Raw genomic sequence first — 25,143 nt, forward strand, 5'->3', positions numbered from 1 at the left:
CTTTCACTGGACATCCTGTTGCGCCTGGCGGCGGCCCGCGCGGCGCGACACCGCGTTTTCCGTCGCGCCGGTGATCGCCGCCACGAGTTCGGCGTTGGAGGAGTCGGGATAGAAAATCCCGTTGTTACGGCCAAGGCGCAGCACGACGATGCGGTCGGCGACGGCGCGCACGTCTTCCATGTTGTGGCTGATCATGATGACGGCGTGCCCGCGGTCGCGCACGCGCTCGATCAGGTTCAGCACCTCGGCGGTCTGGGCCACGCCGAGCGCGGCGGTCGGTTCGTCGAGCATGATGAGCTTCGGGTCGAGCAGCAGTGAGCGCGCGATCGCCACGGTCTGGCGCTGGCCGCCCGAGAGCGAGGCGACCACGTCGCGCACGCTGGGAATACGCGCCGAAAGCTCGTTGAGGAGCGTCCAGGCCTTCACTTCCATCGTGACCTCGTCGAGCCGGTAAGGGCTCAATTCGCGGCCGAGGAAGATGTTCGCCACGACGTCGAGGTTTTCGCAAAGCGCGAGGTCCTGGAACACCGTCGCGATCCCCAGGTCGAGCGCCGTGCCCGGATCGGACAGGTTCACCGGCTGGCCGCGAAACGTGATGGTCCCGGCGCTCGGCTGGTGCACGCCCGCAAGAATCTTCACGAGCGTCGATTTGCCCGCGCCGTTGTCGCCGACGAGGGCGACCACCTCGCCCGCATGCACATCGAGTTCGATATCCGTGAGGGCCGAAACCGCGCCGAAGTGCTTCGAGATGCCGCGCAGGCTCAGCACCAGCTCGCCGGGCGCGCCGTCGCTTGTCGTGGCTCGGTCCGTGGCACGGTCCGTGGCGCGGTTCGTTGGTTCGTCAGTCATGAAATGGGTACCTCTTCGTTGCTCTCAGGGCCCGGCGCGCGCCGGGCCCAGCCATGCGTATCAGCCGCCAATGCCGAGCTTCTTGCAGCCATCGGCGTAACGGCCCGTGCACAGATCCGACGCTTTCGCGAAGCCCTTGTCCACCACTTCCGCCTTGATGTTCTTCTGCGTGATGACGGCCGGCTTGAAGAGCTGCGTGGGCGTCTTGAAGAGCGTCGTTTCGCCCTTCACGGGCTTGCCGTCGAGGAAGCCCACGGCCACCTTCGCCGCCGCGCCCGCCACGATCTCGCTCGGCTTGAGGATCGTGTTGTACTGGTCGCCCGCGATGATCAGTTGCAGGCCCGCGGTGGTCGCATCGTTACCCGTGACCGCCGGAACCGGATTGAGTCCCGCCGCCTTGAAGGCCGCGATGGTACCGCCCGCCGTGCCGTCGTTGGCGGCCACGACGCCCACGATCTGCGGTCCGAAACGCGTGATCTGCCCGCTCACCCATTGCTGCGCCTTGGGCGGCGCCCACTCCGGCGTGTCGTACTCGGAGAGCGTCTTGTAGCCGCTGCCCTGCAGCCCTTCGTGAATGCCCTTCTTGATGAGCCCGGCGGCGGCGTCGGTCGGCGAGCCGTTCACTTCGAGCACGCCGCCCTTGCTCCCGGCCACGCCCGACTCCTTCAGATGCTGCACGAGCGATTGGGCGATGGACTTGCCGATTTCCTCGTTGTCGAACGAGACGTAGTAGTCGGCAGGCGTGGACGGCACCGGCCGGTCATACGCAATGACCTTGATGCCCTGGCTCTGCGCCATATGCACGAGCGAAGCCGCGGCCGTGGAGTCCACCGGGTCGAGCACGATGACCTTCGCGCCCTGGGCGATCACCGAATTGAATTGTTGCTGCTGCTGCGAGGCATCGGCATTCGCGTTCTGGTAGAGCACCTTGCAGTCGGGGCAGAGCTTGCCTATTTCGGCCTTGAAACCGGGGAAGTCGTGCTGCTCGTAGCGCGTGGAGGCCTGATCGGGCATCAGGAATGCGACCGTGCCGCTCGGCGCTGCGTAAGCCGACGTGATGCCCGCGAGGGCGAGACTGAGCGCGGCGGCGCGAATCAGTTGGGTGTGAAGTCGGGTCATTGGGTGTCTCCGTTTTTTGGTTGAATGCCTGGTAGGGTGGCCGGTGCTGTCGTGCTGCCTTGTAAACGTGTGAGTTCGTCCTGCGCAATGCCTGAAATGCGCACTGCGCTTGAACCTCTTTTGCTGGGCGATCCGCTAGCCGATCGCGGGCGCGCCGTACACGGCTTCGCTCTTGCTGGCCGCGCTCGCGGCGTTGAGCCGCTGATAGGATCGCCAGCGCGACGGCGACATTTCCTTGATCAACAGGAACTGGCGGTTGAAATTCGAGAGGTTGTTGAAGCCCACCTGATAACAGATGTCCGTGATGTTCAGTTCGCCCGACATCAGCAGCTGGCACGCCAGATTGATGCGCAGCTGGTTCACGTAACGCACGAACGACACGCCCGTATGGCGGCGAAAATAGCGCGAGAATGCGCTCACGCTCTGCCCGGCCAGTTCCGCCAGCTCCGTTTCGCGCAACTCCTGCGAGAGATTCTTGCCGATGAAGGCGAGCACGTGATTGATGCGCGTACCCGCATAGCGGGCCGGGTCGGCGCGATATGCCTCGCTTGCGAGCGCCGCGGGCTCCTCGCTTTGCACGAGCAGATCGAGCAGGTCGATGAAGAGCGTGACACGTCGCATGCCCTGTGCGCCCAGCATCTCGCGCAGGATCGGCTCGGCGGCCGCGCCCGTTTCCGGCGTGAACAGCAGCCCCCAGCGCGACGCGTCGAGCAGCGCCTCCACGCGCCTGAATTCGGGAAACGCATCGATCGCGCGGGCAATGAAAGCCGCGTCGAACTGGAGGACGAGACAACGTTCGTCCACCGCCTCGCCGTGCGGCACGCTGCTCACCCAGTTGTGCGGCAGGTTCGGGCCGATCATCACGAGATTGCCGGGCGTGAAGCTGCCGATGAAATCGCCCACGAAATACTTGCCCGTGGTCGAGGTGATGAGGTGGATCTCGTACTCGGGATGGAAGTGCCAGCGCACCGTCCGATAGGGGTAGCCGTGCGACCAGACCTTGAACGACTCGTCGCGCGGCACGGCGACCAGTTCGAGGTCAGGCTGGGAATGCGTGGCGCCGGGCGCGTTCGTGCGCGCCGCGGGTGCCCCAATGGTTTGCATCTCGACTCCTCCTGCACAGTTTTTTCTTGTTCTGCGACGGCTACTTGCGCATACGCTCGACCTGTCTTCGGACCGCGCGCCGCCATGCCTGAAAATTACCCGCCGCGGCACGCCTGCACCACTGAAAATCAGACCGCAGACTGATACTTTCTTGCATTCGGGTTAGTCCTGGGCCGATTCCAGTGTGCCGGAAGTCAATTTTTGTGCATCGCAACAGTTGCCACTAGCGAACCGCGAGACAGCCCAACCACCAGAAAAACGGCAAATGTTGCTGCCGCTCGCTCGAGGGCGAATCCCGAAGAGCGGTCAAAAGTCGCCACCGCACCCGCTCGACAGGGACGCGCGATGCGCAGGCAGGGAAAGTCCCGATGCGAAATCGTCCTATGACATCGGAAACAGAAATTGACGGGACTAACTTGATTGCTCAAGCGCGCCATTCGGGCCGCGGTTCCTGACAAGAGGACGTCTTATGCGATTCGCCGAAACTTGGCATTCCCCCACGCCGGGCCGGTCCCTATGGGACGATACGTCGACTCCCGACCACGACCAGCACGCCGCCCCCACCGGCAGCGCGCACACGCTGCCACGCCGCGCCATTACCGCCGCCGCGCTCGGCAACGCAACCGAGTGGTTCGACTACGGGATCTACGCCTATGGGCTCGCGTATATCTCCGCGGCGCTGTTTCCGGGCAGCACGGCAAGCGCCACGCTGTTCGCGCTCGGCACCTTCGCCATTTCATTTCTGATTCGCCCGCTCGGCGGCCTGTTCTGGGGGCCGCTCGGCGACCGCTTCGGGCGCAAGAAAGTGCTCGCGCTGACCGTGCTGCTGATGTCGGGCGCCACGCTGCTCGTGGGCCTGCTGCCGACCTATGCGAAAGCCGGCTGGATCGCTCCGGCCGCGCTCATCGTTTTGCGCATGATCCAGGGCTTCTCCACCGGCGGTGAATATGGCGGTGCAGCCACCTTCATGGCCGAATATGCGCCCGACGCGCGGCGCGGCTTCTGCGGGAGTTTCCTCGAGTTCGCCACGCTGGCCGGCTTTTCGCTGGGCGCCTTGCTGATGCTCGCGGCATCGCTCGCGCTCGGCAACGATGCGATGCATGCGTGGGGCTGGCGTCTGCCGTTCCTCGTCGCGGCGCCGCTGGGCTTGATCGGCTTCTATCTGCGTTCGCGCATCGAAGACACGCCGGTATTCCGCGAGATGGAAGAGAAGTTCGAGCAACAGGAGCGGGAGCGCCCGGCCATTTCGCTGCGCACCCTGCTGCGCGAGCATCGCGTGCCGCTCGTGCTGCTGGGCGGGCTCGTGGTCGCGCTCAATGTCGTGAACTACGTGCTGCTCGCGTATATGCCGACGTACATGCACAAGGAATTGGGCGTGAGCGAGAACATGTCGCTGCTCATTCCGCTCATCGGCATGCTGGCGATGATGGCCCTGCTGCCGTTCGCTGGCCGGCTCTCCGATCACGTGGGGCGCAAGACGCTCTGGTGGTTCTCGCTCGTCGGGCTGTTCGTCGCCGCCGTGCCGATGTTCATGCTGATGCGCCACGGCGTGGGCGGCGCGCTGATCGGCTTCGCCGTGCTCGGCCTGCTCTATGCGCCGCAGCTCGCGACCATCTCGGCGATGTTCCCCGCCATGTTCCCGACGCAAGTGCGTTACGCGGGGATGGCGATTGCCTACAACGTCTCGACCTCGCTGTTCGGCGGCACCGCGCCGATCGTGAGCGACTGGCTCGTGGACAAGACCGGCAGCCCGCTCGTTCCGGCGTACTACATGATGGCCGCATGCGCGGTGGGCGCCGTCGCACTCTTCTTCGTGATCGAAACGAAGGGCTGTTCGTTGCGCGGGCAACAGGTGCCTGGCAAGGCCCAGCAGTAACGGCATGGCGGGCCGCTCGCGCCCGTCATGCTCCGATCGAAATGCCCGACCGCGTGTCGGGCATTTTCTTTTCGGCGACTAACGTTTGAAAATGACCTTCGTCGTCGCGGGATCGATCGGTGAAGACGAATGCTGGTGGAAGATCTTCCAGCCCTCGTCCGTTTGCCTGAGCGTCGCGGTGATGCGATTGTCCATCGAGCGCAATTCGTCGCCGTCCGCCGCGACTGCTTTGTAGCTCACGAAGGCGTACACCACGGCGAGTTCATGGGAGACGGTGGTGTGCGCCTCGCTGAAATCCACGATCACGCGCTCGGCGCCCAGCGAGCCAAACCAGCCCTCCACCATGTTGCGCCATGACGCGATGCCCTCGTACGTCCACGCGCCCCACATGTCGAAGGCCAGGATGTCGGGGTCGTAGAGCGCGATGAACGCATCGACGTCTTTGGCCAATACCGCGGCCTTGTACTGGTGCAGCACCTGCAGGATCGGATCGGCGGCTTTGTCCACTGGGTTGTCTCCTGAACCAGGTTGCGTTGACGAATGAACGGCTGCTTATTAAAGCAACGCCGCCTGGCCTCTGTCCAGTGAATTTGCCGCCCCGCCTTTCAGGTGCGCGAAGCGTTGGCGAGCACGCGGGCGCCCTTGCTCTGCGGACGCAGCAGCAAATAAAAGGCGGCGCCGTGCGTAATTGCCAACAGCGGCACGACGATTACGGGAATCACGTAGGTCGCGCCCAACTCTCCTGCGTGTACAGGCACACCGGCCTGGATGGCGTGGTAGTAGGCAAGAACCAGGTCCACCGCGCCGACGAGATTGAACGCCACGACGAAGAACCAGAACACCGGCCGCTTTCTTGCCGCGAGTAGCGCCAGCATGGCCAGCGCACCCGTTGCGAGGTCCCCATAAGCCGTGGGCACGGCGAAACTCGCGGGCAGATCGGGACTCACGACGCCCGGCAGCATGAAGACCAGCCCGAAGAAGCGGAAGCTGTGCAGCGTGGCGATCGCGCGTTGCGCCTCGAATGGCTCCATCGACCTGAGCCGGGGCCAGACGTAGACGGTAAAACAAAGGAGCCACGCGACATACCCGAGCGCGAGGTGCAAGCGAAAGATCGATTCCGGTGACATGTTGCCTCCTGCAAGGTGCGTTGCGATGTGCGGATGAAATGAAGGGAGCTCACGCGGCGCGGCGCCGGAACAATTGACGCAGCGAAAGCGCATGCAACAGGATCGAACTGGGCACGACGAACGCGGGCGTCAATACATACGGGTACGTGCCCGCGTTGAGGCTCGGCATATCCGGCGCGATCAGCTGGAATCGGCCGGGCGCCGTGATCATCCCCAGGGTCACGGCAACGGCGAAATCGATCAGCCCGAAAATGTTCCAGGCGATGGCGGCCTTGTGCCCCTGCGCCGTGCCGCTTGCCACCGCGATGGCCGCCGGCACGGCGAACAGGCCCGTCAGCAGGTCGCCGGTGCCCGCCGGCAACGCGTCCACGCCGGCCATCGCGCCGTGCAGCCACGCAGCGATCGCCCAACTGCCGAACACGCGATAAAACTGCAGCGCAATGAGCCATGCGGCCGGCATCGCGTCGAGTACTTGCCCGATTCGCTTCGACATCAGCAATAGCGGCGCGCCGACCATCACAGGCAGGAATATCGCCAACGGCAGCATGGGCAACGGCGGCGGGACGGCGCTCAGTCGAAAGACGCCATGGATCGCCGCACTCCAGACGACTGCGAACCAAAGCGCATGCGCCATGAGAATCACGAGCCAGGTCGCGCGGCGCTGGCTCAGCGTCAGGCCGGTGCGCTCGAGGCCGAGCCACAATCCGAGCGCCATGAACATCTGGGCGACGAGCTGGTGCGCCGTGGTTTGAAAACCGCTGCCAGGGATCGCCGGCAGCCAGTACATCACGGCAATCCACAGCAACGTGAGCGGCGCAATCCAGCGCAGGCTGCGCCAGGCCGGGCGCGGCGGGATGATGCCAACGGGAACGGCGGGTGTGCTCATCAGCGGTTCTCCAGATGAATGCCAGACTTCGCGCTGGATCCTGCCTGCGCGCGAGGCGATTTGCGCGCGTCATCGGCTGGCACGTTAGGTGTACCATCGTTTCCCGCGAGCGACTATTCATCACAATGTTGATGCGCTATGAAGCAGAACTTCACAGTCAGGCAAGGTGCGCTCGATGGCGTGGAGGCGTTTCTGAGCGTCGCCAGGCACCGCAGCTTTCGCAAGGCGGCGGCGGACCTCGGGGTGACGCCTTCGGCTATCAGCCAGGCGGTGCGTGTGCTCGAAGAGCGCATCGGCGCGGCGCTGTTCGTGCGCACCACGCGCAGCGTCGGCCTGACCGAAGCCGGCGAACGGTTTCTTTCGCGCGCAAAACCCGCCTTCGAGGAACTGGTCGCCGCGAGCGAAGTCGCGCGCGACCTCGGGCAGCGCCCTACGGGTTTGTTGCGGCTCTCCGTGCCGCGCGCGGTCGTCCCACTGCTGCTCGAGCCGCTGCTCGCTTCGTTTTGCCAGGCTTATCCCGAAGTGGAGGTGGAAATCGCCGCGAGCAAGGAAGTGGTCGATCTCGCGGCGGAAGGCTTCGACGCCGGCATCCGGCTCGGACAGCTCGTCGCCGCCGACATGGTGGCGGTGCCACTGACGCCGCCGTTTCGTCTCGTTGTCGTAGGTAGTCCTGCCTACTTCTCCGGCAATAAACGGCCCCGCCACACGGACGATCTGCGCGAGCACGCCTGCTTGCGCTGGCGGCGCTCCAACGGCGCGCTGGCCTCATGGTCATTCGACGACCACGGGCACGCTATGGAAATCGCCGTCTCCGGACCGCTGATCGCCAGCGACTTCCCGACCATGATGGGCGCGGCGCTCGAAGGCATCGGCCTCGCGCAGCTACCCGAGCCGATGGTTTCCGATGCCGTGAAAGCGGGCAAACTCGTGCGCGTGCTCGACGCCTACGCGCCGATGCTGCCGGGCGTGTTTCTCTGCTATCCCAGCCGCCGGCAGATCATGCCCAAGCTGCGCGCATTCATCGACCATGTGAAAAGCCGCAAGGCGGGCGCGGGTCAAGCCAAAACCCGTTGAACCCGCCCGCGGCGCTTCGACGTCAAGCAATGCTTTCCCAGGCGCCCGAGCGGGCCGAGCGGAACACGGCGTCGATCACGCGCATGTTCGCGCAGGCATCTTCCAGCGCAATCGCCTGGGGCGCGCCGTTCAATATCGCCTCGGCAAAAACCTCCGCTGCCACGCCGTATTGATCGCATACCGGCAGTTCCAGCCAGCGATCGGCTTCTCCCTGCTGGCTCAACAGCAGCCGCGTCGGCCGGTCGTTCGGCGCATTGAATGGAATCTCGACCTCGACGCGCCCGGTCGCGCCGTGAAACTGCATGCGCTGGTAGGGATGAATCTGGGTGGAGTAAAAGAAGCTCGCTTGCACGCCGTCGAAATCCATGAGCACGGAGCCTAGACGGTCCACTTCGAACGACGGGTCGCGCTCCACGAGCGCGACCACGCGCTTCGGCTCCCGCCCGAGAATGAGGCGCGAGGTCGTGATCGGATAACAGCCGATGTCCAGCAAGCCGCCGCCGCCCATATCGCTATGGTTGCGAATGTCCTGCGCATTGGTGTTGTAGTAGGTAAAGCCGCCTGTCACCGCCCGCAATTCGCCTATGGCGCCCTCTTCGATCAACGCCTGCACCTTCAGCCACTGCGGATGCGTACGAACCATGAAGGCTTCCTGGATATACCGCCCGCTCTTGTCGCGCGCGGCGATCAATCGTTGCGCCTGTTGCGCATCGAGCCCGATCGGCTTTTCGCACAGCACATGCTTGCCCGCCTCGACCGCCTTGATCGTCCACTCCACGTGAAGGTGATTGGGCAACGGGATATAGACCGCATCGATTTCCGGGTCTGCCAGCAGCGCCTCGTAACTGTCGTACGCATGCGCGAGTCCGTATTTCGCCGCGGCAGCCTGGGCCTTCTGTGCTGAACGCGAAGCAATCGCTTTAACGCGGCACTTCGGCGCGTGGTGCATGGGCACGACGACCTTGTCGTTGATCTTCGACGTACCCAGGATACCCCAGACGATTTCATCCTTTGCCATGACGTTCCCTTTGGATTCGATTATGCGATGCCCGGAATGGACTGAATGGAACTCACTCTTAACGAGCGCTCCAGCGCGAACCGTGAACGCTCGAATGCAGGAGTCTACACCCGCGAAAACCCTCACTTCACACGTCCGCAAACGCGTCTTGCAACAACTGATAACAACTGACGGCAAGATGAAAGCACGCCGTCACGAGAGATTCGCCTTCCAGCCCCACATTGCTCGGGCTGTGCGCAGGTCCCCACAAATGCAATACAAAAACGAGGTGAAAGATGGAGAATACGAGCCGGTGGTCGCGGTTAGGCGCAGTCGTTGGCGCGAGTGCAATGGCACTTGCGGGTGTGCACACAACGGCTTATGCAGGCGACATGAAGGACGTGAAGCACGTCCTGCTCATCAGTTTCGACGGTCTGCATGAACAGGATGTGGCTCGTTGCATCGGCAGCAATGCCTGCCCCAACCTCGCGCTGCTCGCGAAGTCGGGCGTGACCTACACGAACGCCCACACGCCGCATCTGTCCGACTCGTTCCCGGGCCTCACGGCGCTGGTCACGGGCGGCTCGCCGAAGAGCGCGGGCCTCTTCTATGACGTGTCATATGACCGTACGCTCTACGCACCGCTCGATTCGCAGTGCAAGGGCCCGCAAGGCTGGAACGTCGTGTTCGATGAAACGACCGGCATCGACGGAGAGAACGGCGGCGCGCTGATCCACCTCGACGGCGGCGGCGCGTTCAATCCGCAAGCCATTCCCTACGCGAAGGTCAACGGCGTTTGCACGCCCGTGTACCCGCACAATTACATCAAGACGAACACCGTCTTCGAAGTCATCAAGCAGAACATCCACGGCGCGCGCACCGCGTGGGCGGACAAGCATGCGTGGGGCTACGACTGGGTCAACGGTCCTTCGGGCAAGGGCGTGGACGATCTGGCGCGCACCGAGATCAACTCGATCGATCCGAAGACCGGCACGTATTATCTGGACACCTACACGCATACCGAAGTCTTCGACAACATCCACGTGCAGGCGCTGATCAACGAGATCGACGGCCTCGACTCGACGGGCAAGACGAGCGCGCCGGTGCCCACGATGTTCGGCACGAACTTCCAGACGCTTAGCGTCGCGCAGAAGTCGCCTGTGGCGAAACAAGGCGGCTATCTCGACGCCGACTTCACGCCCGGCCCGCAGGTCGCCGCCGCGATCACGTACCTGGACAACTCGCTCGGCCGCGTGGTGCAGGAACTGAAGCAGCGCAACCTCTACTCGTCGACGCTCATCATCGTGACGGCCAAGCACGGCCAGTCGCCGACCGATCACTCGAAGCTGGTGAAGAACGGCGACACGCTCACGAAGCTGCTCGAAGCCAACAACTATCTGGACTCGACCGGCAACTTCGGCCAGAACAATACGAAGACGGGCAACCTGAACGACGGCTCTGGCCTCTCGGGCACGGGCATGGTGCAGACCGACGACGTTGGCCTGATCTGGCTGCGCGATCAGAGCCAGAAGGACGCCGTGGTGAAGACGCTGCAGGCGAACCTGAGCTGTAACGCGCCGGGCATTTGCGCGGATGGCCCGCAGGCGTACATCCTCACGGGCGACCGCCTTGCGGACTGGTTCGGCAATCCGTCGAACGGCCGAACGCCGGATATCATCGTGCAGCCGAATCCGGGCGTGATCTATACGTCGAGCACGGCGAAGGATGAAGAGCACGGCGGCAACGCGCCCGACGACAGCCACCTCGGTCTCGTCGTGTCGTTCCCCGGTATTCACCACGCCGGCCGTACGGACGACCACTACGTCTTCACGACCCAGGTCGCACCGACGATCCTGAGCGCGCTCGACCTCGATCCGCATCTGCTGCACGCGGTTCAGCTCGAAGGCACGCATCGCCTGCCGGGGCTGGGTCTCGACGAGAAGTAAGGCGTGGCTGGCTGCGGCAGTCATCGGAGGTTCGATGGCTGCCGCGTCGGCGCCCCGCTCAAACCGTCTGCAAGCCCTCGATATCGCAGATGCGGATCAGCTTGCCTTGCGCGTCGATGAGGCCGCGCTTCTGGAAGCGTGACAAGATCCGGCTCACGGTTTCGAGCGTGATGCCCAGGTAGCTACCCATGTCCTCGCGCGACATGCGCAGACGGAACTCCGCCTGCGAATAACCACGCTGCCAGTTGCGCGACGACACGTCGAGCAGGAAGGCGGCCACGCGTTCTTCGGCGGTGAGCGAGCCCAGCACCATCATCTGCGAGGCTTCCTGGTTGAACTGGTCGCCCATGAGCCGGTGCAGCCGGTCCTGCATCGTGCCGCTTTCGCGGCACAAGCCCTTGAGCGCCGCGTAGGGAAGCGTGCAAATCGAGCTGTCTTCGAGCGCAACGGCGCTGAACGCGTGCACGTCGGTGGCGATGCCGTCGAGCCCCAGCGCGTCGCCCGCGAGACGCAGCCCGGTGATCTGCTCGCGGCCGTCGCGGTTAACGATCAGCGTCTTGAGCGAGCCGGAGCGCACGGCGTACAGGCTGTCGAAGCGGTCGCCCGAGCGATATAGGGCCTCGCCGCGGCGCACCTTGCGCGCCCCGCAGATCAGCGCCTCGAGCTTCGGCAGGTCTTCTGCCGGCAGACCTTGCGGCATGCAAAGATGGCGCATCGCGCACCCCGAACAGCGTGCGCTGGGCGGCGTTCCGGTGAGAGGAGCGCGGCTGCTTTGGCGCACGACGATAGCCGATCCTGCGACGGGTGAGAGCATCGAACGACTCCTTCTTTAACATTTTTTAAGATTTCGACGCATTGTCACACCGTGCGCGTGCGTCAACGTGGTGGCAAAATGCCGCGCACCAGAACCGCGGGCCGTTGAGCCTTGTCAGGCAACGGTTTCACGGCCTCTTGCGCAAGCGCAAGCGACCGAAAAGCAACACCTGCGCAAGCCCAGCGGGAACAAAAAAGCCGCCGTACTGGCGTACGGCGGCTCGTGGAATTACACCTTTGACGGTTGACGCGTGCCTTGCGGCTCACCCCGCCGCGACAAGATTGCGCTCGGCCACCTCGTCCACGGCCTGCCTGACGACGCCGACGATCTCGTCGGCTTCGGTGCGCGTCATGACGAGCGGCGGCGCGAAGCCCAGGATGTCGCCATGCGGCATGGCGCGCGCGATCACGCCACGCTCCAGCGCCGCCGCCGAAACCTTCGGCCCGATCTTCAACGCGGGATCGAACGGCTTGCGCGCTTCCTTGTCGGCCATGAATTCCAGCGCCGCCAGCATGCCCACGCTGCGCACCTCGCCCACGAGCGGATGCGCGCCGAACGCCTCGCGCAGCTTCGCGCCGAAGTACGAGCCGACCTGCGCCGCGTTCTCCACGAGCTTTTCACGCTCGAGGATCGCCAGATTGGCAAGCGCGGCGGCGGCACACATCGGGTGTCCCGAATAGGTCCAGCCGTGGCCCATCGGCCCGTGTTCCTGCGAGCCGCGCGCGATCACGTCCCAGACCTTCTCGCCCACGATCACGCCGGAAAGCGGCGCATATGCGCTCGTGAGGCCCTTCGCAACCGTGATGAGATCCGGTTCGATGCCGAAGTGCTGCGCGCCCATCTTCGAGCCCAGACGCCCGAAACCGCACACCACCTCGTCGGAGATCAGCAGGATGTCGTGCTTGCGCAGCACCGCCTGAATGGCCGGCCAGTAGCCTTTGGGCGGCTCGATGATGCCGCCCGTGCCCATCACCGGCTCGGCGATGAACGCGGCAACCGTGTCTGCGCCTTCACGCGCGATCAGCTTTTCGAGCTCTTCCACGCAGTACGCGACGAACTGCGCCTCGTTCATGCCCGCGGGCGCCTTGCGATACCAGTGCGGGCAGACCGTATGCTTCACGCGATCGATCGGCAGATCGAAATGCTGATGGAAGCTCGGCAAACCGGTGAGGCTGCCCGTGACGATGCCCGAGCCGTGATAGCCGCGGTCGCGCGAGATGATCTTCTTCTTGTTCGGGCGGCCCAGCACGTTGTTGTAGTACCAGACGATCTTGACCTGCGTTTCGTTCGCATCCGAACCGGACATGCCGTAGTACACCTTCTTCATGCCGGCAGGCGCCCACTCGATGATGCGCGACGACAGCTCGATGATCGCATCCGACGAATGGCCCACATAGGTGTGGTAGTACGCGAGCTGCTTCGCCTGCTCGTACATGGCGTCCGCAACTTCGGTGCGGCCGTAGCCGATGTTCACGCAGTAAAGACCCGCGAAGGCGTCGATATACTGCTTGCCCTGATGGTCCTCGATGCGGATGCCCTTGCCGCCGCGCACGATCTTGCCCGGCAGCGCGCCGCTCTCGTGATCGTAGGCGTGCGTGGACGGGTGCATGAAGTGCGCGCGGTCCTGCTCGAAGAGTGCGTCGATACGTTGAGTCATGTTGTCCTCCTGATTCCGGTTCAGGCCATGGCCGCGAGCGGCAGGCCGAGATTGCCAAGACAAAAATATTTGGTTTCCACGAACGGCTCGAAGCCCTCCGCGCCACCTTCGCGGCCCAGGCCCGAGGCCTTCATGCCGCCGAATGGAATGGGTGCGCCCGTGAACTTCACGCCGTTCACCGAGACCATCGCGAAGTCGAGCCGCCGCACCAACTGGAAGATCGTGTCCATGCGCGTCGCGCATACGTAGGCCGCGAGGCCGTATTCCGTGTCGTTCGCCTTGGCGATCGCTTCGTCGAGCGTGTCGAACGCGCAGACTGCCGAAATGGGCGCGAAGTTTTCCTCGTCGTACACGCGCATGCCGGGCGCGGCATCGGCGATCACAGTGGGCTCGTAGTACCAGCCGCCCAGCGCATGCGGCTGGCCGCCCGCCACGATCCGCGCGCCCTTCTCGCGCGCATCGTCCACGCGCTGTGCGGTGCTGTCGAACGCGGCCTGGTGCATGAGCGGGCCAATATCCACGTCTTTCTCGAATGCGGGGCCGGTCTTGAGCTCGCGCACCGCTGCCGCATAGCGCTCGACGAATGCTTCGTAAAGCGGCCGTGCCACGAAAATACGGTTCGCCGCGCAGCAGTCCTGTCCCGAAGTCTGGAATTTCGCCGCCACGGCAATCGTTACGGACTGCTCGAGATCGGCGTCTTCCGTGACGATGAACGGTGCATTGCCGCCGAGTTCGAGCGCGACCTTCTTGATGCCCGCACGCGCCGCCGTCTGCGTGACGAGCGAGCCCACGCGCGTCGATCCCGTGAAACTCACGGCACGCACGCGCGTGTCGCCAACCAGCGTTTCCATCGCCATTTGCGGCTCGCCGAGCACTACGTTGTAGACACCAGCCGGAAAGCCGGCCTCCTCGGCGAGTTGCGCCAAAGCGAGCGCCGAATACGGTGTTTCGTGCGCGGGCTTGACGACGACCGTGCAGCCGGCGGCGAGCGCGGCGGCGGCCTTGCGGGTGATCATCGCCACCGGAAAATTCCATGGCGTGATGAGCGCCGCGACGCCCACCGGTTCCATCACCGTGCCCAGATGCGCGCCGTCGATGTGCGTGGGAATCGTACGGCCTGCCAGGCGTTTCGCCTCGTGCGCATACCACTCGACGAAGCTCGCCGCATAGCGGATTTCGCCGCGCGATTCGGCCAGCGGCTTGCCCTGCTCCAGCGAGAGTAGCGCCGCCAGATCCTCCTGGTGCCGCACGATTCGCTCGTGCCAGCGCAGGAGCGCCGCGTTGCGCTGCGTTTGCGAAACCCAACGCCACGATTCGAAGGCGCGCTGGGCGGCGTCGACTGCACCGGTGATCTGCGCGCGCACGAGCATAGGCACGTGGCCGATCACCGACTGGTCCGCAGGGTTCTGGACGGCCACGGTGGCCGCGCTGTCGCTATGTACCCAGCGGCCGTCCACGTAGCACAGCGATTTGAACAGAATGGGGTGTCGTGGCAGCATCTCGTCTACTCCTTGTCAGGTCTGTCGACATGCAATCCATTCTGGGGCCGGCGGCGTCGCGATTTTTTTGGTTTTCGGCCCCGCGCACTTGCGGTTTCTTTTGAACCACCCCGCGCGGGCGCGAAAAATTCATGCGCTTTCCAGGGCCCACGCTGGCGCGTGACTGGGTGCACACTTCACCACCTTTGTCACGATGTAGGTGAAGTAGCGCTCGATCCCGAGATCCTCCATCAGCAGCGCGTCGATAAAGCGCTGGTAATGGTCGATGTCGCGCGCCATCACGTGCAGCACGTAGTCCACGCCGCCGCCTGTGGCATAGCACTGCATGACTTCTTCGGCCGCGCTCACGCGCTCTTCGAAGCGTCGCATCTCGGGCGCGGTATGGCGCGATAGCGTCACTTCCACGACGATACGGCTGCCACGCATCGCGCCGACCCAGTCCACCTCGGCGTGGTAGCCGCGTATCACGCCGCTTTCCTCGAGCTTGCGCACGCGCTCCCAGGCCGGCGAAATGGAAAGGTTGACCTCTTCGGCGAGCTTCGATTTCGTGATGCGGCCATCGCGCTCGAGGATGCGCAGGATGGCCAGATCGTAACGGTCGAGCTTGATCACGGCGTGCTCATGCCGCGACGGGCAGGTTGCGTTCGACCACGTCGGCAACCACGGCCACGGTGTCGCCCGCCTGCACGAGGCCGGGGAAATGGCGCGCAGCTAACAGCCCCCCGCATTGCGCGCGATATTCCACGGCGCGCCCTCCGGTTCGGTCGATGTCGTGCACGCGCGCGAGCACGTCGCCCGCCTCGACGGTATCGCCGAGATCGCGGCACATCTCGAGCATGCCGCGATGCTCGCTCGTGGTGTAGCAGGTGCCGTCGGGCATGTCGAGCAAGGTGGTCGTGCGCGGACCCCCACTGCGCTCGCTGGCCTTGCGCTCGATGACGCCGGCGTGCGCAAGAAAGCCGCGCACGCCGCGATCCGCAATCGCCACGCTCTGCGCGGTGGACGTGCCGCCACCGCCCAGCTCGGTCGAAACGAACACCTTGCCCGCTTCCTCCACCGCGCTGTCGAACAGGCCCACGCTATCGAGTTCCAGCATGCGCATGGAGTACGGCGCGCCGAACGCACGCATCGCACGCTCGCAACGCGCCTGCTGATCACCATCGGGCAGCACATGAATCGCCGCGAACGGTACGAAGTCGAGCGTGCGCCCGCCCGCGTGAATATCGAGCACGTAATCGGCGCGCGCCAGCAACTCACGCTGGAAGTAGTCGGCGATCTTTTCGGTCACGCTGCCATCGGGGCGACCTGGAAAGCTGCGGTTCAGATTGCCCGCATCGATCGGCGAGGTGCGCGTGCCCGCACGAAACGCGGGATAGTTCATGTACGGCACGATGATCACGCGGCCATTCACGTCCGCGGCCTGCAACGAGCCCGCCAGCTTGGCGAGCGCGATCGGGCCTTCGTATTCGTCGCCGTGATTGCCGCCCGTGAGCAGCACCGTCGGCCCCTCGCCGTGCTTGACCACGGTAAGCGGAATCATGATCGCGCCCCACGCGGAATCGTCGCGCGAATAAGGCAGCCTCAAAAAGCCGTGTTGCACGCCATTGGCGTCGTAATCGACGGTCGGCGTAATCGGTGACGCACGCATCGGCCCTACTCCTTCACGAACAGTTTGCGCGGCGTGGTGCAGAACGTTTCGACGCCGGTTTCAGTGATCAGAATGCTTTCGGTGATCTCGAGGCCCCAATCGTCGAGCCACAGCCCTGGCATGAAGTGAAACGTCATGCCGGGTTCGAGCACCGTGCGGTCGCCCGGACGCAGGCTCATGGTGCGCTCGCCCCAGTCGGGCGGAAAACTCGCGCCGATGGGGTAGCCGCAGCGGCTGTTCTTCTCGATGCCCGACTTGCGCAGCACCGCAAAGAACGCATTGGCGATGTCCTCGCACACGTTGCCGGGCTTCGCGGCGGCAAGGCCTGCCTCGATGCCTTCCACCACGGCTTTCTCCGCATCGAGAAAGTGCTTTGGCGGCTTGCCGAGATAGACCGTGCGCGACTGCGGGCAGTGATAGCGGTGGTAGCAGCCCGCGATCTCGAAGAACGTGCCCGCGTTCGCCGTGAATGCCGAATCGTCCCACGTGAGGTGCGGGGCGGCGGCATCGGCGCCGGTGGGCAGGAGCGGCACGATGGCGGGATAGTCGCCGCCGTGGCCCTCCACGCCGGTAATGCCCGCCTCATAGATCTGTGCAACGAGGTCGCACTTCCTCATGCCCGGCTCGACCACATCGAGAATGCGCGCATGCATCTTCTCGACGATGCGCGCCGCGACGCGCATGTACTCGATCTCGCGCGGCGACTTCACCGCGCGTTGCCAGTTCACGAGCGCGGTGGCGTCCACCCAGCGCGCCTTGGGCAAATGGCGCTGGAGCGACGCGTAGGCCGCCGCGCTGAAGTAGTAGTTGTCCATCTCCACGCCGATGCGCAGTGTGTCCCAGCCGTGCGCGGCGATGACTTCCGTGCTCAGATAGTCCATGGGGTGACGCACGGGAGACTGAACGTAATGATCAGGATAACCGATGATATTGCCGTGCGACATGAACGCCGTGCGCTTCGCGCCGTTCGCGTCCTGGCCGCGACCGAACCAGACGGGTTCGCCGTCCATGGTCAGCAGCACGCATTGATGGACATAGAACGACCAGCCGTCGTAGCCGGTCAGCCAGTTCATGTTGGTCGGGTCCGTGACGATCAGCAGATCGATGCCTTCGTCCTGCATCGCGCGGCGCGTCTTCGCAATGCGCGCGTCGTATTCGCTGCGTGCGAACACGAGGCGCGGCGCCACCTCACTCTTTTCAGTTGCTGCGGACATCTTTCCCTCTCAAGGCGTGACTGCGTTGTGAAACACCGCGCCCGCACCGGTCGCGCGGGCGCGCTGCAAGGCGAGAACGGCAATGGCGGTGTCCTGCGCCCCGGTGCCGGTGAGGTCGCAGATCGTGATGTCGTTGGCACTTACGCGGCCCTCGCGGCGGCCCGCGATCACTTCGCCCAGCTCCGCGAAGCCGCGATCGGGCGCGACCTTGTGCGCTTCGATCGCGTGCCTGAGTTCGCCGAGCACGCGCGTTTGCTGCAAGCGGTCGCAGACATAGCGCGCCGATTCGAACACCGAGGGTGCGAGTTCGTTCTTGTACTCGGCGTCGGAGCCCATGGCCGTGAGGTGCAGACCGGCGTGCAAGTCCGCCGCGTGCACGAGCGGTGTGCGGCTGGGGGTGGTCGTCACGGCCACGTCGGCCTGCGCGAGCGCGTCGTGCACCGAAGCGACGACGCGGGCGCGCACGCCGTGGCGGCGTTCGGCGTCGGCGGCGAAGACCGAAGCGCGCGCCACATCGCGGGCCCAAACGCTCACGCTGTCGATCTTGCGCACCAGCATGAGCGCATCGAGTTGCAGGCGCGCCTGCTCGCCCGCGCCGATGATCGCCGCATGGCGCGCGTCGGAACGCGCAAGCCAGCGCGCGGCTACTGCGCCCGCCGCGGCGGTGCGCACGGCAGTCAGATAACCGTTGTCGAGCAGCACGGCCTCGGTAAGACCCGTGCGCGCAGAGAGCACGAGCATCAGCCCGTTCAGGCTCGGGAGGCCCAACGAGGGATTGTCGAAAAAGCCGGGGCTGATCTTGATGGCGAACTGTTCGAAGCGTGGCAGATACGCCGTTTTCACATCGACCTCGCCATGCCGCTCGGGCAGCGCGAGGTTGAGAATGGGCGGCATGACAACGGCTTCGGTTGCGAGCGCAACGAATGCGGATTCGACCTGATCCACGGCCGCAAGATCGAGCGGGACGAGTTCGCGCAGTTGCTGTGCGCCCAGCAACGTAACCGGCGGCAACTCAGGTGACAACTCGGAATGCATTTCAAACCTCCGTCACGAGACGGCGGTGCACCGTCATGTCGATGTTCGCGCCGCTCACGACGATCACGAGCGGGCCTTTGCTGCGCTCGATGTGCCCGTCGAGCAGCGCCGCCATGCCCACCGCGCCCGCGCCTTCCACCACGAGGCGTTCTTCGCGGTACGCATGGGCCACGCCGTGCGCGATCGAAGGCTCGCCGAGCAGGATGACTTCATCGGCCAGCGCGCGAGTCAGCGCGAAGGTGTGGCGATTGTCGAGACCAATGCCGCCGCCCAGCGAATCGGCCAATGTTTCGCTTTCCTCAACGTCGACGGGATGGCCCGCCGCGAGGCTCGCGTGCATGGCCGCGCCGCGCGCCATCGAAACGCCGATGGCGCGCACGTCCGGCCGGATCTGCTTCGCCGCAAACGCTGCGCCGCTGAACAGTCCGCCGCCCGAAAGCGGCACCACGAGGGTCGCGGTGTCGGGCAGCGCTTCGAGAATTTCAAGGCCGATGGTGGCCTGCCCGGCGATCACGTGCAAGTCGTCGAACGGCGGCACGAACGCATAGCCTTCTTCGCGCATGAGGCGCTGCGCTTCGATCTGCGCTTCGTCCTGGCTCTTGCCCGCGATCACCACGCGCGCGCCCAGCGCAGCCACGGCTTCGACCTTGTTGGGCGGCACGAGCGACGACATGCAGACGGCCGACTCCATGCCGAGCGCGTGTGCCGCATACGCGAGTGCACGGCCATGATTGCCGGTGGACGCGGTGACGACGCGCTTCACGCCCGACTCGGCGAGATGCGCCACCGCGTTGGTCGCGCCGCGCAACTTGAAGCTGCCCGTGGGCTGCACGGTTTCGAGCTTGAAGTAGACCGGCACGCCCACGCGCGCCGACAAAGTGGGAGACGCCACGAGCGGGGTGTGCGCTACGCGGCCGGCGAGCCGCTGGCGCGCGCGGTAGACATCGGCAAGCGAGAGTGACGAAAACGAAAGCGACGACATGAAATGCACGTTCCTTCCTGTGAATCTGTGCAATCCAGTCTAATGAGCCAAAACGGGCTTTCTAATGTCCTGGTACAATCCGCGCGCCCGGATGGGCAGACGCAACGTCTAGTTGAAATCGTGCACGTGCGGATACTGCTCGAACACGCCCGCCATGGTCTGCAGCGCGTTGCGGCACGCGGTGTCCGACGCTTCCGCGCCAAGGCTGATGCGCACCGCATTGGGACGCGCTGTGCCGCCCACGAGAAATGGGTCCGGCGAAGTCACGGCAATCTGGCGATTGCGCAATTCGCGCACGAGGCGGTCCGCCTGCCAGTAGTCGGGCACGCGCAGCCAGGCGGACAGCGCGTTGGGATGCGCGCCGAGCACATAGTCGCCCAACGCCTCGCGCACCATCGCCTGGCGCGCGGCGAGCCGCTCCCGCTGCAGTTCCACGAGGCGCCGCGCGGTGCCGTCCATGATCCAGCGCGTGGCAATCTCCGCAATCGGCGAGGTCGCCATCCAGCTGCTCACGCGCAACACGCTTTCCACGCGCAGCGCAAGGCGGCGCGGCATGGCGAGATAGCCCGTGCGCAGACCGGTGAGCACCGACTTGGTCATGCTCGTGCAATAGAACGCCAGCTCGGGAATCAGGCTCGCGACAGGCGTGTTGGCTTTCGCGGGCAGCGCGCCATACACATCGTCCTCGATCACGTACACGCCATAGCGCTCCGCAATGCGCGCAATCGCGCGGCGGCGCGAATCGGGCAAGACGGCCATGGTGGGATTGTTGAAGGTCGGCGTGCACACGAGCGCGCTCACGCGCTCGCTGTCGCACATTTCCTCGAAATGCTCGGGACGGATGCCGTACTCGTCGATTTCGAGCCCCTTGAGCGTGAAGCCCAGCACGTTTGCCGAGCCGATTACGCCGTGGTCCGTGAGGCTTTCGCAGAGCACCGTGTCTCCGGGGCCCACCGTGGACGCGAGCGCGAGGAAAATGCCGTGCGCCGCGCCATTGGTGATGAGGAGCGATTCGGGTTTCACCGGCATGTTGAGCGAGGCGAGCCACGCCGCGCCTGCCTGGCGATGATGCTCGAAGCCCGCGATGGGGCGAAACGAGCGAATCCACGGTTGATCGTCCAGCGTGGCGAGCGTGGCGCACACATCACGCCACGCGGCGTCGTGCTGCGGCGTGTGAACGATGCGCGCAATGGAAAAGTCGACGATCTCGCGCTCGGCCGTGTCGAGAATATAGTTCGACATCGACTCGGTCACGCGCGCGGCGACGAAGCTGCCGCGCCCCACCTCGCAGCGAATCAGGCCCTGTCTTTCGAGTTCCTTGTAGGCATTGGTGACCGTCTGCACGCTCACGCCCAGTTCCGAGGCCACCTCGCGCTGCGGTGCGAGGCGCACGCCGGAAACGAGCGCGCCGCGCTCGATGTCCTGTGCAATCGCCTTGACCAGCCGTTTGTATTTGGACTCTGCGCCGTGCGCGGCCCCGACCGCGTCACGCCACTCGCCCGAAATCGTCGCCCACGCCATCTCGATCCGCTCCTCGGTAAGCGTTCATGGTCGCTCAGAAACGGGGCGGAAAATTATTGTCTCAGGACAATTGCGTGTAAAAAAAGGACAATCAGGTCCGGAAAATCGACACCGCCAGCGTCGGTCAGCACCTCGATTTCGCGCGCCGCGCTCGCGCTGCGCCAGCGAACCCACTTCGGAGGCGACGAGCTGGCGAGCCTGGTTGGCATCTGACGATAAGCTTTCACTTCACGCCGAGTTGTTTCCACATAGCGGCCGTAATCCGTTGGCGCGCCTTTTCGTAGCCACTCCACGGATCGGCGCGCAGCGCTTCGAGCCGCCCGCGCACGTTCGCGACATTCCACTGGTCGCCGCTTGTGAGCGTGTGCAGTTCGTCCCAATCGACCGGCACCGATACGCCAAGACCGGGCCGCGCCCGCGGCGCATAAGCCGCAGCTGTGCTCGCGCCGCGGTTGTTGCGCAAATAATCCACGAAAATCCGGCCCTTGCGGTTCTGCGCCCCCATCTTCGCGCTGAAGCGCTCGGGCAGCGTCGCCGCCATGTGGCTCGCCACCGCGCGCGCGAAGTCCTTCGCCTCGTCCCAGCCGGCAGGGCGCGTGAGCGGCACCACCAGGTGCAGGCCCCGTCCGCCGCTCGTCTTGCACCATGCCCGTAGGCCCAGCGCCTCGAGCAGTTCGCGCGTGAGCTGCGCGGCCTCGAGCATGCGCTCCCAACCGAGCGAGGGATCGGGGTCCAGGTCGAAGACGATGCGGTCGGGCTTTTCGATGCTTGCCGCGAGCGCATTCCAGGTGTGCAGTTCGATCGTATCCATCTGCGCGGCGCCGACCAGCGCTTCGGTGGAGTCGAGCGTGAGCAGAGGTGCATGGCCTGGATCGAGACCGGCGTGCTGCGTGGCATGGGGAATCTGCAACGCTTTGGCGTGTTTCTGGAAAAACAGCTCGCCTCCCACGCCCTTGGGCGCACGCGCAAGCGCAACGGGGCGCCCTTGCACGTGCGGCAGCAGCCATGCGGAAATCGCTTCGAAGTACTCAACGAGATCGATCTTGCGCAGTCCGCTTTGCGCGTCGATCACCCGCTCGGGATGGGTGATTCGCACGCCGGCGACTTCGGCTTCGTCGTGCGCGGCCCGGCGCGTGCGGCTCACAGTCTTTGGTGCGTCCGTCGAGGCTTGCTTCGCGACCTTCTTTTCGCGTTGGTTCGCCACCGCCTGCACGGGCGTGGACTGCCCTTCGCGCACGATGTCCTTTGCGGGCTTGTCCTCGCGCAGTCCGACGAACGACGCCTGGCGCACCACGCCCGCGCTCGTCCATGTCTTGAAGCGCACCTCCGCCACGAGTTCGGGCCGCACCCAGTGCACGCCCGCGCGACGCTCGGCCGCCGGCACCGCCGCGAACGGCGAGTTCTGGCGCTCGCGCGCACGCAGTTCGCCCGCCATCGCTTCGAGGCGCGCCGCGTCGAAACCCGTTCCCACTTTGCCGGCATATTGCAACGCGCCATCGTCGCCGTACACGCCGAGCAGCAGTGCGCCGAACCCCTCGCGGCTGCCCTTCGGTTCCGTATAGCCGCCGATCACGAATTCCTGGCGCCGCGAGCAGCGCAGCTTGAGCCAGGCTGCGCTGCGCGTGGACGTGTAGCGACTATCGCGCCGCTTGGCGACGAGTCCTTCGAGATTCGCCTCGCAGGCGGCTTCGAGCAGGGCCTGCGGTTCGCCCTCGAAGGCCGCCGAAAAACGCAGCGCATCGTCAGGCTTTTGTGCGAGCAGCGCCGAGAGCTTATTGCGGCGCGCCTCGAGCGCCACGCCGCGCAAGTCCACGCCGTCTAGCCAAGGCAGATCGAAGAGCCAAAACGTGATGTCGCCCGCACGGCCCGCGTCGAACGCGTTCTGCAACGCCTGGAAGTTGGGCACGCCCGCCGCGTCGAGCACAACGGCCTCGCCGTCCAGCCACGCCGATTCGACCTTCAGCGCGCGCAGCGCTTGCACCTGACGCGGAAACTTCGCTGTCCAGTCGTTGCCGGTGCGGGTAAAGATACGCACATCGCCCTTGCCGCGCGCGTGGCGGTCGATGCGCGCCAGCACGCGGTAGCCGTCGAACTTCATTTCGTAGAGCCAGTTGTCGCCGTGCGGGGGAGCGTCGACCGGCGTAGCAAGTTCCGGGGCAAGTGTCTCTGGCATCGATGCGCGCACTGCGCCTTCCAGTGCCGTGGCTGCCTCCTGCTTCGCGCCCCGGTTGCCCGCGCGGGCGCCCTTTTTTGATGTTTTCGACGTTTTCGACGTAGCAGGTTCGTCCTCGACTACATGGAATTTGTCTTCAGGCATGGCCTCGTCGTCGCGCTGCTTGATCAGCAACCAGCTCTCCTGTTTGCCGTCGTGCATGGGACTCCGCACGAGCGCCCAGCCGCCGTGCAGCCGCTCGCCCTCCAGCGTGAATTTGAGCTTGCCTTGCGCATACCCTTCGCGCGCGCCGCGCAAACCGCCCTCGGGGCGCCACACACCGTGGTCCCAGATCGCCACCGTGCCTGCGCCATAGCTGCCTTCGGGAATGCGCCCTTCGAACGAGCCATATTCGAGCGGATGATCCTCCACATGCACGGCGAGCCGTTTCACCGTCGGGTCGAGGCTCGGGCCCTTGGGAATAGCCCACGACTTGAGCGTGCCGTCCAGCTCGAGGCGAAAGTCGTAGTGCAGCCGCCGCGCATCGTGACGCTGTATCACGAACGATCCTTCACCCTCTCGCGGTTTCGCGCTGCGTCGCGCAGTGCGACCACGCGGCTCCGGGGTTTCATCGAAGCGGCGCTTCTGTTCGTAGACTTCGAGTTTGTGCTTCATCGTTCACCCTTGTTGCGCTCTCTGAGCCGCATTTGCGTTCATCATGCCGCGCGCCGTCCGCGCTTCGGCGCCGTTTTCCGCGGCGGCGCACTCGCGCCGCGCTCGCTGCGCTTGCCGAGACTGCGCTTGAGCAACTCGGAAAGGTCGACGATATCCGCGCCGCGCCGCTCAGGCGCGGGTGCCGCAACGGGCGTGAGTTCGTGCGCCTTGCCTTCGCGCGCCTTGCGCCCGGCCAGTTCGAGAATCGCGTCGAGGTAGGTGTCGCGATACGTTTTGGGGTCCCAGTCCGTGCTCATGTCGTCGATGAGCTTGCGCGCCATTTGCAGTTCCTGTGTGCTCACGCCCGCGGCTTTTGCACTGCTGGGCAGCCGCTTCACCGCATCGAACTCGCGCACCTCGGTGGCCCACCGCAGCGTTTGCAGCGCAAGCGCGGGGCCGACCGCCACGAGCGCCGCGAGATGCTGCCGGCTGTGCAGCACGACGCTCGCAATGCCGAGCTTGCCGCTCGCCGCGAGCGCGTCGCGCAAGAGCGCGTAGGTCTTGCCCGCGCGCTTATCGGGGGCGAGCCAGTACGGCGTGTCGAGGTAGAGAAAGGAGACCTGCGACGCCTCGACGAACGCGAGCAGCTCGACCGTCTGCGTCGATTCGGGACTCGCGGCCTTGATCTCCTCGTCGGACATCACCACGTAGGCGCCTTTTTCATACTCGTAGCCGCGCACGATGTCGGCGTGCTGGACCGCCTTGCCCGTGCGCTTGTTGATCTGCTGATAGCCAACTGGGTCCAGCGTGCGCCGATCGAGCAGGTTGAAGCCGGTACGCTCGCTCTGCGTAGCCGGGAACACTTCGACCGGCACATACACGAGCCCGAAGGTGATGGCGCCTTTCCATATCGCGCGTGGCATGCTCGCATCCTCCTCGCCTTCCGTACCGTGCGGCCATCACGCAAATACAATGCCCGCCGCCCTTGC

The 25,143-nt window shown here is 65.0% G+C and carries 21 protein-coding genes; 3 read left to right on the top strand and 18 right to left on the bottom strand.

The features are described 5' to 3' along the window. Positions 1–3: 3 nt before the first annotated feature. From AB4Y36_RS33655 to AB4Y36_RS33665, 3 genes are all read right to left on the bottom strand, one after another. Positions 4–849 carry an ATP-binding cassette domain-containing protein gene (locus AB4Y36_RS33655; RefSeq protein ID WP_368685302.1) on the bottom strand — a complete coding sequence of 282 codons (846 nt, stop codon included), beginning with the start codon at positions 847–849 and terminating at the stop codon, positions 4–6. Positions 850–909: 60 nt separating this feature from the next. After that, positions 910–1,968, bottom strand: a complete 1,059-nt coding sequence (locus AB4Y36_RS33660; RefSeq protein WP_368685303.1) for a sugar ABC transporter substrate-binding protein — start codon at positions 1,966–1,968, stop codon at positions 910–912. 135 nt (positions 1,969–2,103) lie between these two features. Further along, positions 2,104–3,072 carry an AraC family transcriptional regulator gene (locus AB4Y36_RS33665; protein ID WP_342947584.1) on the bottom strand — a complete coding sequence of 323 codons (969 nt, stop codon included), beginning with the start codon at positions 3,070–3,072 and terminating at the stop codon, positions 2,104–2,106. 469 nt (positions 3,073–3,541) lie between these two features. Here AB4Y36_RS33665 and AB4Y36_RS33670 point away from each other — a divergent pair, with 469 nt between their 5' ends. Next, positions 3,542–4,948 (top strand): MFS transporter, encoded by a 1,407-nt coding sequence (locus AB4Y36_RS33670; protein WP_368618599.1) that lies wholly within the window; start codon positions 3,542–3,544, stop codon positions 4,946–4,948. 78 nt (positions 4,949–5,026) lie between these two features. On the opposite strand, the gene AB4Y36_RS33675 is transcribed toward AB4Y36_RS33670, so the two are convergent. From AB4Y36_RS33675 to AB4Y36_RS33685, 3 genes are all read right to left on the bottom strand, one after another. Next, a complete protein-coding gene (locus AB4Y36_RS33675; protein WP_368685304.1) occupies positions 5,027–5,455 on the bottom strand; it encodes a nuclear transport factor 2 family protein in 429 nt (142 codons plus the stop codon). A gap of 98 nt (positions 5,456–5,553) precedes the next feature. Next, positions 5,554–6,075, bottom strand: coding sequence for a hypothetical protein (locus AB4Y36_RS33680; RefSeq protein WP_368685305.1), 522 nt, complete (start codon positions 6,073–6,075; stop codon positions 5,554–5,556). A gap of 49 nt (positions 6,076–6,124) precedes the next feature. Continuing rightward, positions 6,125–6,961, bottom strand: coding sequence for an MFS transporter (locus tag AB4Y36_RS33685; RefSeq protein ID WP_069263730.1), 837 nt, complete (start codon positions 6,959–6,961; stop codon positions 6,125–6,127). 138 nt (positions 6,962–7,099) lie between these two features. Here AB4Y36_RS33685 and AB4Y36_RS33690 point away from each other — a divergent pair, with 138 nt between their 5' ends. Then, positions 7,100–8,035 carry a LysR family transcriptional regulator gene (locus tag AB4Y36_RS33690; RefSeq protein WP_069263728.1) on the top strand — a complete coding sequence of 312 codons (936 nt, stop codon included), beginning with the start codon at positions 7,100–7,102 and terminating at the stop codon, positions 8,033–8,035. Positions 8,036–8,057: 22 nt separating this feature from the next. On the opposite strand, the gene AB4Y36_RS33695 is transcribed toward AB4Y36_RS33690, so the two are convergent. Further along, positions 8,058–9,053 carry a Gfo/Idh/MocA family protein gene (locus tag AB4Y36_RS33695; protein WP_368685306.1) on the bottom strand — a complete coding sequence of 332 codons (996 nt, stop codon included), beginning with the start codon at positions 9,051–9,053 and terminating at the stop codon, positions 8,058–8,060. Between the two features lie 275 nt (positions 9,054–9,328). On the opposite strand from AB4Y36_RS33695, the gene AB4Y36_RS33700 reads away from it, so the two are divergent. Further along, entirely contained in the window at positions 9,329–10,978 is a 1,650-nt protein-coding gene (locus tag AB4Y36_RS33700; RefSeq protein ID WP_069263722.1) for an alkaline phosphatase family protein, read from the top strand. 58 nt (positions 10,979–11,036) lie between these two features. Here AB4Y36_RS33700 and AB4Y36_RS33705 read toward each other — a convergent pair whose 3' ends face one another. From AB4Y36_RS33705 to AB4Y36_RS33755, 11 genes are all read right to left on the bottom strand, one after another. Continuing rightward, positions 11,037–11,693 carry a helix-turn-helix domain-containing protein gene (locus AB4Y36_RS33705; RefSeq protein WP_028203801.1) on the bottom strand — a complete coding sequence of 219 codons (657 nt, stop codon included), beginning with the start codon at positions 11,691–11,693 and terminating at the stop codon, positions 11,037–11,039. A gap of 361 nt (positions 11,694–12,054) precedes the next feature. Next, a complete protein-coding gene (locus AB4Y36_RS33710) occupies positions 12,055–13,449 on the bottom strand; it encodes an aspartate aminotransferase family protein (RefSeq protein WP_368685307.1) in 1,395 nt (464 codons plus the stop codon). Between the two features lie 20 nt (positions 13,450–13,469). Further along, a complete protein-coding gene (locus AB4Y36_RS33715; protein WP_368685308.1) occupies positions 13,470–14,948 on the bottom strand; it encodes an NAD-dependent succinate-semialdehyde dehydrogenase in 1,479 nt (492 codons plus the stop codon). Positions 14,949–15,077: 129 nt separating this feature from the next. Beyond that, positions 15,078–15,560: an Lrp/AsnC family transcriptional regulator gene (locus tag AB4Y36_RS33720; RefSeq protein WP_069263717.1), complete on the bottom strand. Its 483-nt coding sequence runs from the start codon at positions 15,558–15,560 to the stop codon at positions 15,078–15,080. Between the two features lie 7 nt (positions 15,561–15,567). Further along, positions 15,568–16,596, bottom strand: coding sequence for a N(2)-acetyl-L-2,4-diaminobutanoate deacetylase DoeB (gene doeB, locus AB4Y36_RS33725; RefSeq protein WP_069263716.1), 1,029 nt, complete (start codon positions 16,594–16,596; stop codon positions 15,568–15,570). A 5-nt stretch (positions 16,597–16,601) separates the two neighbouring features. Next, a complete protein-coding gene (doeA, locus tag AB4Y36_RS33730) occupies positions 16,602–17,810 on the bottom strand; it encodes an ectoine hydrolase DoeA (protein WP_368685309.1) in 1,209 nt (402 codons plus the stop codon). A 9-nt stretch (positions 17,811–17,819) separates the two neighbouring features. After that, a complete protein-coding gene (locus tag AB4Y36_RS33735; protein WP_368685310.1) occupies positions 17,820–18,845 on the bottom strand; it encodes a cyclodeaminase in 1,026 nt (341 codons plus the stop codon). A gap of 1 nt (position 18,846) precedes the next feature. Beyond that, complete coding sequence (eutB, locus tag AB4Y36_RS33740) at positions 18,847–19,827, bottom strand: hydroxyectoine utilization dehydratase EutB (protein WP_069263711.1); 981 nt, start codon at positions 19,825–19,827, stop codon at positions 18,847–18,849. Between the two features lie 108 nt (positions 19,828–19,935). Then, the gene (locus AB4Y36_RS33745; RefSeq protein ID WP_069263710.1) at positions 19,936–21,348 is read right to left on the bottom strand and encodes a PLP-dependent aminotransferase family protein; all 1,413 of its coding nucleotides are present in this window, start codon (positions 21,346–21,348) and stop codon (positions 19,936–19,938) included. Positions 21,349–21,571: 223 nt separating this feature from the next. Continuing rightward, positions 21,572–24,175 (bottom strand): DNA ligase D, encoded by a 2,604-nt coding sequence (ligD, locus tag AB4Y36_RS33750; protein ID WP_368685311.1) that lies wholly within the window; start codon positions 24,173–24,175, stop codon positions 21,572–21,574. A gap of 41 nt (positions 24,176–24,216) precedes the next feature. After that, a complete protein-coding gene (locus AB4Y36_RS33755; protein WP_368685312.1) occupies positions 24,217–25,077 on the bottom strand; it encodes a Ku protein in 861 nt (286 codons plus the stop codon). Positions 25,078–25,143 lie beyond the last annotated feature (66 nt).

Origin of the sequence: Paraburkholderia sp. BR10936, assembly GCF_040965735.1 — a bacterium.
GTDB classification, from domain to species: Bacteria; Pseudomonadota; Gammaproteobacteria; order Burkholderiales; family Burkholderiaceae; genus Paraburkholderia; species Paraburkholderia nodosa_A.